The following is an 11,740-nucleotide window of genomic DNA, read 5'->3' on the forward strand; positions in this document are numbered from 1 at the left end:
CCACCCGAACGGACCCCCGATGAGCTCCCCTCTGCCCGCACGCCTGCGCCGCGCGGCGGCCGCGATCCTCGCCACCGCCCTCCTGCTGCCGCTTCTCGTCACCCCCTCCGGGGCCGCCGCCGCGGCCGCCGAGGAGACCCCCGACTGCACGACCAGCTGGGTGGGCCCGTCGCTGCAGGGCAGCTGGATCGAGCCGGCCAACTGGAGCGCGGGCGTCCCCGACGAGGAGGATGTCGCCTGTATCGCGGCCGACGAGGTGATCGTGCCCGACGACGAGGTCGCCGAGGCCGGTCGGCTGTTCGGGCAGGGCGAGATCATCGTCGAGGGCTGGATCACGGTGGCCGGGGACTCCTCGGTGCAGAAGATCACCCTGCTCGGCGAGCACGACCGCGCCTCCGACCCGATCCTCGGCATCCAGCCCGACGCCACGCTCACGGTCGAGGAGCTGCAGGCGGTGCAGGCCGACGGCGCGCTCGTGATGGGCGCAGGCAACCTGTTCGTCGGCACCGCCTTCGACGTGACCTGGTCGCGGCTCCAGGTGCTCACCCGGATCGGCACCGCGGACACGGTCGTCGCCCGGATCGGCAGGGAGAGCTCTCTCGTGTTGACCGGCGGCGGCGAACTCGACGGCGAGTGGACGATCGACGCGGACGGCGGCATCGAGACCACGGCATCCGTCGGCTGGTTCGGCGGCAGCACCCTCGGCGGGGCCGGCGAGCTGCGCGTGCTCGAACACGGACGCGTGATGCTCAACGCGACCGCGACGCTCGGGGCGACCTCCATCGCCGCGGGCGGCGAGCTGTGGCTGGGCGCACCCGGTGCGCTCGGGACCCTCGAGGTGGCGGGCACGCTGCTGCTCGATCGGGATGCGACGGCCACCGAGCTCGCGCTGGATGGCGGGGTCGTCGGCAGCGTCGGCGACCTCACCGTGTCGGGCGAGACCACGAGTCGCGGGGGTTCGGCGACCACCTCCGGCACCCTCGAGACCTCGACGCTGCAGCTGCAGGAGGGAACGCTCGCGCTCGTCGGCACCCAACTGGTGGCGGCGCAGCTCGAGGTGCCCGACGGGGGCACGGCCGGCGTCACCCTCGACGCCGCGGCGGGCCTGGAGCTCAGGAACGGCACCGTGCATCCGGGTGCGGCGCTCTCGGTCGAGGGCGAGGGCACAACGGAGATCACCGGGAGCCTCACCGTGGACGGCGGCGCCACCACCCTGGCGAGCCCCACCGTGGTGGCCAACGACGCCTTCGTCGGCGTGGGGTCGGGCGGATCGCTGCGCCTGCTGGGCGACGGAGGGCGGATCGCCGGCTCGATGCACGCGGCAGACGACGCCGCCCTCACCTTCGGCGGCCGCCTCGACATCGCCGCGACCGGGCTGGTCTCGGGCGGCACGGTCACGGTCGCCCCGGGAGCCGCGCTCACGAGCTCGGGCTGGCTGGCGGCCGCCCTCTTCGAGAACGCGGGCGAGGTGACCCTCACCGGCGAGGCGCAGCTCGTCGCCACCCGCGTGGTCACCTCGGGGGCGTTCGAGCTCAGCGGCACCGCCCAGTTCGTCGCCGCGGGCGGCGTCGAGGTCACCGGCGGTCGCCTCGACATCGGCACCCGCTCCGGAGTCGACGTGACCGGCGGTGTGCCCGGGACCGTGCTGCGCGTCGCCGAGGGTGCGGAGCTCGCGGGCACGGGCGTGGTCTTCGGCGACGTGCGCAACGAGGGCACGCTGGCCCCCGGCGGCGTCACCGACTACGACGCGCTGCGGATCGAGGGCGACTACACCCAGACCGGCACGGGTGCGCTGCGGGTGCGGCTCGGGCAGCTGCAGCTCGACGAGCTGCGGGTCACCGGGACGGCGCGCCTCGGCGGCGCGCTCGAGGTGCTGCCCGACCCCGACGCCGCCATCCCGGGCAGCTACGACGTGCTCGTCGCCGCGGACGCCCTGGGCGCCTTCGCGACCACCCCCGGCGACTGCCACCGGGTGTTCCGCGACGGCGGCACCGTGACCGTGCAGCTGCGGCTGTGCGTGACCGTCTCGGATGCCGAGGTCGATGAGGACGGCGGGAGCGTCGAGGTGCCGATCGTGCTCTCGGCGGCCCCCACCGAGCCGGTGCGGGTGACCTGGTCGACGAAGGACGGCTCGGCGAAGGGCGGCGAGGACTTCGAGGCCCTCTACGGCACCGTCGAGTTCGCACCCGGTGAGCACGAGCAGTCGGTCGTCATCCCGATCATCGACGACGAGTACCGCGACGGCGACCTCGAGTTCTTCGTGCGGCTCGAGCTCGCGATCGGTGCGGAGATCGTGCACGACGAGGCGCTCGTGATCATCCGCGAGAACGAGTCGATGCCGGAGTGGACCACGCGCGTGGTCGACCCGCTCGCCCGCGTGCGCATCAGTCACCTGGACGAGTCGACGGTGTACTGGGGGCGCGCCGACGACGACAGCACCTCGTACGCCACCCGGCTCTCCGACGGCCGGGTGACCGAGCTGGCCGGCGTCCATCGGGTCGTCGACACGAGCGACGGCGTCGCGATCGGGATGTGCGCCTCGGAGGATCCGGGCGTGTTCGAGGAGCCGTGCTGGAGCGCCGACGGCGAGGAGTGGGAGCCCATGTGGTCGCCCGCCGGCGGCACGACCGAGCTCATCGCACTGTCGGCCTACGGGCATGTCGTGGGTCGCTTCACCCCGACCGGGCACCCCGAGTCGGCGCGCGACCTGGTCTGGATCAGCCCCGACGAGACCCCGGGCGATCTGACGGGTCCCGGCGCGGTGGTGGACATGAACGCCCGCGGCGAGATGATCTTCGTGTCGCGCACGGGAGACGGGCGCAGTTGGTTCCGCGACGCCGCGGGCACCGCGGTGGAGCTGCCCGGTTCGGGCGACGAGACCCGGACGCGCACGGTCGCGACCGCCCTGAACGACGAGGGCGATGTGGTCGGCTACTGGGATGGGCCGGGCGCGACGCCGCTGGCCTGGGCCTGGAACGCGGGTGACGTGGTCGAGCTGGGCCGCGGTGCGCCCACCGACGTGAACAACCGCGGCGACGTCATCGGCGAGGTCGAGGTGCAGGGTCTGCCGCGCGCCTGGATCAGCTGGGACGGTCGCTGGGAGCTGCTGCACGAGGTGGGGGATGCCGTGGACCTCGGCTACGGCGCCTACACGGGCACCTCCCGCATCAACGAGTCGCGGATCATCGCCGCCTCGCTCGGGCTGCGCGAGTTCGACGCGCACAGCGACGTCGTGCTCTACCCGACGGGGACCGCCCCCGAGCCGCCGCGCCTCGAGTTCGGGGGCCGGATGGACGAGGAGCTCGTGGCGGGCGACGGCGACGACCGCGTGCTCGTGAGCGGGCGCACGATCGACGGCAACCTCGTGCGACTCACCGCGATCGTGCGCGACAACGACGCTCCCGACGAGCCCGCGGTGGAGGGGATGCGTCTGCGCATCCTCATCGACGGCGAACTGCGTTCCGAGAGCGAGCCGTTCACGCTCGAGCCGGGCGACTCCCACGAGTTCTCGTTCGAGTGGGACACCACCGACCATGCCTGGACCGACGGCGCGGCATCCGAACCGTACGAGATCCGGATGGAGCTCGTCGACGAGGACGGCGTCGTGAAAGCGCTCGAGGGCGCCGTGACCGTCGAGCCGCGGCCCATCGTGGCCGTGCCGGGCTTCGGCGGCAGCCCCGCGGATTGGCAGCAGTTCGCCGACCATGTCGCCGCGCAGCGCGACGACTGGTCGGTGACGCTCGCCGGCCAGAGCCTGCCGGGTTCGGCGGGAACCACGATCGAGGCGAACGCCGAGCTGCTCGCCGACGACATCCTCTCGGTGCAGGCGGTGACCAACGCGCGCCGCGTGGACCTCGTCGCCCACTCCACGGGCGGCCTCGCGGCCCGGCTCTACCTCGACTCGCTCATGCCGACGGGCGATGATCGCCCCGTCGAGCAGCTGCTCATGCTGGGCACGCCCAACGGCGGCTCCCCCTGCTCGGACATGTTCCTCACGGGTGTGCACCTCGAGACCCGCACCGACGTCATGCGGCTGTTCAACGAGCGGGTCACCGAGACCCACGGGGTGCGCGTCGCCGCGGCCGCGGGCACCGGACTCGGCACGAGCTGCTGGTCGGACGAGCCCGGCGACGGGACCACCCACGCGGGTTCGGCCCTGCAGGGGGTCGGCGACGTGTTCACCGCGCCCGTGCTGCTCGACGAGCTGCTCAGCGACGAGAGCGTGTTCCGCGACTTCCTGCGGCCGCGGCTCACCCAGCCCGCTCCCGGATGGTCGCTCGGGCAGGCGATCTCCGATCTGGTCCGCGGCATCGGCGCCTTCTTCGCCGGCTTCGCCGCGGAGCCCGCCGTCCCCCAGGTGCTCGACACCAAGACGGTGACGCTGCAGCCGGGCGAGACCTTCCGCGGCGGCGGCACGGTGAACACCGGCGACGCGAGCCGCACGGGCCTCACCCTCGTCGCGCCGGCATCCGTGACGGGCACCCTGTCGCAGGGACCGGGCACCCCCGTCACGACGCTGCCCGCGGGGGCGGCCACCGTGTCGCACCGCACGGCGACCGTGCAACGGCCGGCGCGGGGCGCGTGGACGGCGAGCTTCGTCAACACCTCGGACGAGCCGGTCACCATCCACTACGCCCACTGGGTGGAGGGGACGCGCGCGGTCGTGCGCGCCGACATCGCCGCGATCGACGACCTCGGGTCGGCGCTCATCACCTCCCGGATCGACGGACCCGGCTCGGTGCGCCGCCCGCTCACGATCGCGGCGACGACCCTCGACGCGCGCGGCGCCTGGCACAACTCGACGCTGCGCGACGACGGCACGGCGGGCGACGCCGTCGCCGGCGACGGCATCTACAGTGCTCGGCTCGACGCCCTGCCGCCGGGCCCGGTGGGCACCCGGACGCGGGCCGTCGTCGACGACTACGCGCAGCTCGCGAGCGCCGCGACCGTTCTGACGATCGGCGACGACACCCCCGGCAACGACATCCCGCGGGCCGCGGACATCGAGGTCGACGCCGTCTACGCGACGCAGACCTGGGTGACCCTGCGCGGCGCGGACCCGGACGGCGATCCGCTCAGCTACCTGATCCTCGACCAGCCGGAGCACGGCACCCTCGACGGCACGGCGCCGACGCTCAGCTACCTGCCCCCGCGCGACTACGTGGGCGAGGTGAGCTTCCGATACGCCGTGTGGGACGGCGCGGAGCGCTCGGCGCCGGCCACCGTCACCTTCCGCATCGGGAAGGCGCGCGCGGTCTCCGAGCATCGTCCGAGTGTGGGCCAAGGCGCGATCACGACCATCCCGGTGGCCCTCAGCGGGCCGGCCGGCCCCATCGAGTACCGCGCCGGATCGGCGTGGGAGGCGAGCTGGCGCGGCGAGCGCCGTGCGGTCGAGGTGGTGGACGGGCGGTACGCCTTCCCGGTCGACCTCGGCCCCGAGGTCGCCGCGGGCACGTATCCGCTGACCGTCCACTTCCCCGGTGACGCGTTCCACGAGGCGGGTGACGTGGAGATCCCGGTGCGGGTCGCTCCGAACCTCGCCCCGCGGGTCACCGCGTTCTTCGCGCCGGCCGGAGCCGAGGCGGGCTACGACACGCGCTTCGACGTGAGCGCCGTCGACTCCGAGCAGTCGATCGTCCGCTACGAGCTGGACGCCGATGGCGACGGCACCTGGGATGCCTCGCTCGAGCAGGAGCCGCGCGCGCAGTCCACGCAGTGGAACCGCAATGCCTCGTTCGTGCACCGCTACCCGGAGGCGGGCGCCTTCACGGCCCGGGTCCGGGTGACCGACCGGCTCGGCGCGAGCGACATCCGCGAGATCGCGGTCGCGGTGGCTCCGCATCGGGAGCTGGGCGCGAACGATCTCGTGCGGCTCCCCGACGGCCGTCCCTTCGCGCTCGACCCGAGCGACGGTCGGTTCGAGGGCGCGGCGCCCGCTGCCGTGGCCGACGGCGGACGCTTCCTCCTCGTGGACGCCGTCGTGACGGGTCCCGGAGACGGACAGTCCGAATGGCGGCAGCGCTTCACGGTCCTCGACCGGTCGACCGGCGAGCGTCGCGACTACCTGTTCTCCTCCGCGCAGAGCGTCCCGCCCGTCGAGCTGTCGCCCGAGCACCCGCTCGCGACGGTCGGCGACCAGCTGATCCATCTCGACACCGGCGAGGTGGAGGAGCGGCACGGCGTGCACCTCGACCCGACGTCGATCTCCGACGACGGACGCTACGCGCTCGGTCGAGACCCGGAGGGGCGGGATCGGCTGCGCGATCTGGTGGCCGGAACCTCGGCGCCGTTCGCGCTGCCGGGGACCGAGCACCGCGTGATCAGCGGCGATGGCTCGACGATCGCGGCCGCCACCGACGCGGGCGCCATCGCGGTGCTCGATCGCGCGAGCGGGCAGGTCACGGAGCACCCCGTCGCCGAGGTGCCGCTGCGGACGATCGACATCTCCGACGACGGGCGCTGGGTGCTCGTGCGGGCCGACGACGGGCTGTTCCGCGCCGACCTCGAGACGGATGAGCTCGTCGAGGTGACGACCGCCACGGCGGGCAGCCGGGCTGCGGGCTCGACGGGTCAGGCGCTGCTGAGCGGCGACGGCTCGACGGCCGTCGTGTGGGCCTCCCTCGCACCGGGCCTGCCGTGGCAGGTGCTGCACGTGGACATCGACTCGGGCGCGTCCCGGCTCGTGACCGCCGATCGGGACGGCCGTCCGGGTCGGGTGATCGCCGAGGGTGACCGCTACTGCACGAGCGCGGACGGAGGGGACGCGGACGGCTGCGTGGCCTACGAGCCCGTCGACACCGACCCGTTGCTCTCGGTGTCGGATGACGGCGAGACCGTGCTCTACGCCTCGAACCTGAACTCCCTCGTCCCGGGCGACGTGCACCTGGTGGCATCCCCCGGCGACGGGCAGGCGAACGACGAGTGGCAGGCCAGACGCCAGCTGAACTATCTCGTCTGGAACGCACAGGCCGCGCCCGAGGAGCCCCAGGAGCCGGAAGAGCCCCAGGAGCCGGAGGAGCCCCAGGAGCCCGAGGAGCCCGAAGGCCCGCAGGATCCCGAAGGCCCCCAGGAGCCCGGGGAGCCCGGACCGGGCCGGCAGCCCGGCGACTCCGCGCCCTCGAGCGGGGGCGGGCCGCTCGCCGAGTCCGGCGTCTCCGGCCTCGAGCTCCCGATGACGGCCGCCGTGCTGGCGATCCTGATCGGCGGCCTGCTCGCGCTCCGGCGCCGCGACCGCCGCCGCGAGGGTCGCGGATGAGCGGTCACCAGCGCGGGGCGGCTCCCAGCTGCGCCGCGACGTCGGCGGTGAGCCGCGTCGCGGCGGCGGCGTGGTGTGCTGCCGCGTCGTCCCAGCCGAGCCGAGCCGCGAGCCGCGCGAGGAGCGCGTCGCGCGGCCCCCAGCAGGCGAGCGCGGTCCCGCCCGTGATGAGCGCCGCCCGGGAATCCGCGAGCGCTTCGTACGCCTCGGTGAGCAGCGGCGTGCCGAGCCGCACCGCGACCTCGGCCACCTGGGCGCGCTCGAAGTCCGAGCCCCAGTACGGGAGGACGGGCACCTGGCGCAAGCCCCAGCGGGCCTGCATCGAACGCGCCTCCCCCGTCGCGTCGACCTCGGCGAGGGCGAGCACGGCGGTCCAGCGCAGCGAGCGGTGGGCGTCCTCGGAGGCCTTCGCGACGATCTCGTCCACGACCTCCCCGACGCGGTTCTCCAGGCGGGCGAGCGTCAGCTGCTGCACGGCGCGACCCCAGTCGCCGCCCCAGATGCTCGTGCGCTTGAGGATCGCGTAGGTGCGCTCGACGAGCTCGTGCGCCTCGTCCAGGCGCCCCCCGAGCATCGCGGCGCAGGCGAGCTGGCCGGTGTACTGGGCCTCGAACTCCATCCGGCCGAACCGCGGGATGAGCTCGCCCGCGCGACTCGAGTCCTCGAACCAGCCGTCGACATCGCCGGCCGCAAGGCGTACGGATGCGCGATGCAGGCGCGCGACGATCTCGCCGGGCGCCGAACCGCCGTCGCCGCCGAGCGCGACCCAGCGGTCGAGCGACGCGAGGCGCTCCGCATCCCGGCCGGGCCGCCAGCGGGAGAACACCTGGGCGCCGAGGGCGCGGGCGAGCAGTGCGGAGTCGCCGGTCGCACCGGCGAGCGAGACGGCGCGATCCGCCTCGACGACCCCCCGCTCGCGCTCGGCGGCGTCCCCGTAGTACAGCTCGAGCGACAGCGCCGCGTGGAGCTCGATGCGCTGGCCGAGCGGGAGAACGGCCCCCTCGGCGAGCAGCGGCTCGAACAGGGCGATCGTCTCCCGATCGACCTCCCCGAGCTGCCGCCAGTTCCAGAGCGTGATGCTGCCGAGCAGGGCGAGCGCCCGCACCGTCGTCTCACGGTCGCCGAGCGCCTGCGCCGTGCGGAGCACCCGGCGCAGGGTGCTGGCCGCCCCCTGCACGTCGCCCGCGCTGCGCTGCTCCTCGGTGAGCAGCACGAGCACCTCCACGCGCTCGCGCGGTGTCGCATCGGGGTCGAGCATGAGCAGCGCATCGGCGCGGAACCGCGCGGCACGGTCGTAGGCGAGACTGGCCCGCGCGCGGTCGGCGGCGACCATGCAGGCCGCGAACGCGTCGCTCGACGGCACCCCGAGCGCCGCCTCGACGCGGTGATGCGCGAGCTCCTCGATGGCCGCCTCCGGATCGCCGGCGTGCAGCGCCGCGAGCGCGTCGGCGTACCGCGCGTGCAGCAGCGCCCGACGCGAACGCGGCAACGACCCGAGCACGGCGTCGCGGGCGAGGCTGTGGCTGAACGCCCAGCCGTCGGCATCCGCCCGCACCACGCCGAAGCGGGCCGCCGCCTCGAGAGCGTCGGCCACCTCGTGCGCTGTGCAGGCGAGCGCATGCGCGAGCACCCGGGGCTGCAGCGCGAGCCCGCCGACCGCGGCCAGCTCGAGCAGACGCTGCGCCTCCTCGGGGAGCAGCGCGATGCGCTGGGCGAGCAGCTCCGCGACGGACGCCGGCAGCGGACCGTCCTCCTCGCCCGCGAGCAGGCTCGTGAGGAAGAAGGCGTTGCCTCCCGTGCGCTCCACGAGCCGCTCGACGCGGTCGCGCAGGGCGCCCGGCTCGAGCGGCTCGCGGCTGTAGGCGCGCACCAGCTCCGCGACCTCGGCGGGCGAGAACGGGGTCAGCAGGTGTCGGCTCGCCTCGCTCTCGCGCCCCAACGCCGCGAGCGTCGCGGCGACCTCGGCGCGTGCGGATTCGGGGTGCCGCGCCGTCACGACGACGGCGCACGCCGCCTCGCGGATGCTCGACGCGAGGAGACGGAGGGCGTGGAGCGAGGCGGCGTCCGCCCACTGGATGTCGTCGAGCACGAGCAGCACCGGCCCCCGCGCGGCCGTGGCGAGCACCCGTCCGACGATCTCCTCGGAGAGCGCGAAGCGGGCGTGGTCGTCACGCAGCTCGACGTCGCGGCCGCCGCGCAGCTCGGCGAGCGGATCGGCGAGCTCGGGTTCGAGGGCGGCGAGCACGCGCGTCCACATCCACAGCGGCGGGGCGCCCGCGCCGTCCGCCGATCGCGCCCAGGCGACCCGCAGCCCCAGCCCGGCGGCGCGCTCCGCGGCGAAGCGCGCGAGATGCGTCTTGCCGATCCCCGCCGCCCCCTCGAACACCACGATCCGCCCCCGGCCCGCGCCGGCGTCGCGGATCGCGCGATCGACCGCGGCGCGCTGGGCCGTGCGGCCGACGGTCGTCGCCGAGGGCTCGGGCGCCTCCCCGGCGGATGCCCGCACCGGATCGCGCAGCAGTCGGGTGTGCAGCTCGCGCACGCGCGGCCCCGGGTCGATGCCGAGCGAGTCGGCCAGCAGCTCGCGGAACTCGTCGAACAGGGCGAGCGCGATCGCGGTGTTGCCCGCCTCGTGCTCGGCGCTCATCCGGAGCTCCCAGTAGCTCTCGTCGAGGGGTTCCGCCTCCGTCAGCACCCGCGCCATCGCCGCGGCCCGCCGCGCGTCGCCGAGACCCAGCAGCACCCGTGCCTCGAGCTCGTCGACGCGCCGGTGCAACCGCAGCAGGCGTTGCGCCTCGAGCCGCAGGTCGCTGCACGCGGCGAGGCCCGCGAAGGGGTCGCCGCGCCACAGCTCGCGCGCGCGGTCGATCGCGGTCATCGCCGCCGACCAGTCCTGTCGGCGGCTCTCGTGCTCGGCGCGGGTGATCTCGCGCTGGAAGGCGACGACGTCGATCGCCTCCGGGTCCAGCTCGAGCGCGTAACCGGGCGGCCGGGTCGCGATGCGGATGCCGAGCGGCTCGAGCTGGCGGCGCAGCCGCGAGACGTACACGTAGAGCGTCGACACCCCCGACTGCGGCGGATCGTCCTCCCACAGCTGGCCCATGAGGCGCTGCGCGGAGACCACCCGCCCGGGTTCGAGCGCGAGCAGCGCGAGCAGCGCCGCCACCCGGCCCGCCTGAGGGATCACGGCCGGCGCGCCCGGCATCCGCACCTCCGCCGGGCCGAGGAGCGCGAGCATCGCCTACACCGCCGCCGGCGGACGCCAGGACTGGATGGCGGCGAGCTGCCGCGCGGTCGCCGAGGCGGGGGTGAGGCGCATGAGGGCGTTGCGGGCGGTCACCCCGAGGCGCCCGCGGGTGTGCGCGACCGCACCCACCGTGCGCGCCCGCCGCGCGATCGGCTGGGTGCGCGAGCGTCGCAGGCGGTCGTATTCGGCGAGCGCGGTGTCGAGGTCGCCCGGCGACGGCGTCGGCTCGGCGGAGATCCGGCCGAGCAGCGCCACGAGGGTCGCCGCGTCCTCCATCGCCTGACCGCCGCCCTGCCCGAGGTCGGGCGTCATGGCGTGGGCGGCATCCCCGAGCAGCACGCAGCGGCCGCGGCGGAAGGTGGGCGCCGGCCCCGCGAGGTCGTTGATGTCGAGGCGGAAGACGGTCTCGGGCGCGGTTCCGCGGATGAGCTCGGGGATGGGGTGATGCCAGCTTCCGAATCGGCGCACGACCTCCGCGTACTCGTCGTCGATCGTCGAGCCGGCCGGCATGGTGGCGACCGCGAACCAGTAGATCCGTCCGTCGGCGAGCGGCGCCAGACCGAAGCGCTCGCCGTGGCCCCAGGTCTCCCCCGCCTCGCCGCCCAGGTCGACCGGCTGCTCGGTGACGCCGCGCCAGGTGCTGTAGCCGGAGTAGTGGATGCCGGGGTCTCCTGGCCAGGAGGAGCGCACGCGGCTGCGGATGCCGTCTGCCGCGACGACGAGGTCGAAGCGTTCGCTGCCGTCAGCGGTGCGCAGCTCGGCACCGTCCGGGGAGACCTCGAGCACCTCGACGCCGAGGCGCAGGGTTCCCGGCTCGAGGGCCTCGAGCAGGATGCGATGCAGCTCGGCGCGGTGCACGATCCGCAGCTCGGTGACGGCGTTGGAGGGGATCGTGGCGAGCCATCCGCCGTCGGGGCGCCGCTGTCCGCCGCGCAGGCGGCCCGCCTGGGTCGAGGTGATGGCACGGAAGGCGTCGCCGAGGCCGAGCGACTCGAGCGCGGTGAGCCCGTTGGCGAAGATCGACAGCCCGGAGCCGACCGGTTTGAGCTCGGCGGCGCGCTCGTAGATCGTGACCTCCGCCCCCGCCCGCTGGAGGCCGACGGCCGTGCACAGCCCGCCGATCCCTGCTCCGATGACCGCTGCGCGCATCGTCGTCCCGACCTTTCTCGAACCTTCCTCTACAGGTGTGGAGTGCTGATGCGCCACACTCTACACCCGTAGAGGCACTAGCATGCAAG

General features: G+C 74.6%; 3 protein-coding genes. 1 reads left to right on the forward strand and 2 read right to left on the reverse strand.

What is annotated here, in order from left to right:
• The first annotated feature begins 19 nt into the window (after positions 1-19).
• A complete protein-coding gene (locus FLP23_RS01845; RefSeq protein ID WP_149324302.1) occupies positions 20-7,255 on the forward strand; it encodes a Calx-beta domain-containing protein in 7,236 nt (2,411 codons plus the stop codon).
• Between the two features lie 4 nt (positions 7,256-7,259).
• Here FLP23_RS01845 and FLP23_RS01850 read toward each other — a convergent pair whose 3' ends face one another.
• Both FLP23_RS01850 and FLP23_RS01855 read right to left on the reverse strand, forming a co-directional pair.
• On the reverse strand, positions 7,260-10,493 hold the full coding sequence (locus FLP23_RS01850) for an ATP-binding protein (protein WP_149324303.1): 3,234 nt from the start codon (positions 10,491-10,493) through the stop codon (positions 7,260-7,262).
• A 3-nt stretch (positions 10,494-10,496) separates the two neighbouring features.
• A complete protein-coding gene (locus FLP23_RS01855) occupies positions 10,497-11,651 on the reverse strand; it encodes an FAD-dependent monooxygenase (RefSeq protein WP_149324304.1) in 1,155 nt (384 codons plus the stop codon).
• Positions 11,652-11,740 lie beyond the last annotated feature (89 nt).

Origin of the sequence: Protaetiibacter larvae (assembly GCF_008365275.1) — a bacterium.
Lineage (GTDB): Bacteria > Actinomycetota > Actinomycetes > Actinomycetales > Microbacteriaceae > Homoserinibacter > Homoserinibacter larvae.

Excerpts from the sequence above, each read along its gene's own strand:
- FLP23_RS01845 (WP_149324302.1), top strand. The coding sequence starts at position 20 with ATGAGCTCCCCTCTGCCCGCACGCCTGCGCCGCGCGGCGGCCGCGATC.
- FLP23_RS01850 (WP_149324303.1), bottom strand. The coding sequence starts at position 10,493 with ATGCTCGCGCTCCTCGGCCCGGCGGAGGTGCGGATGCCGGGCGCGCCG.
- FLP23_RS01855 (WP_149324304.1), bottom strand. The coding sequence starts at position 11,651 with ATGCGCGCAGCGGTCATCGGAGCAGGGATCGGCGGGCTGTGCACGGCC.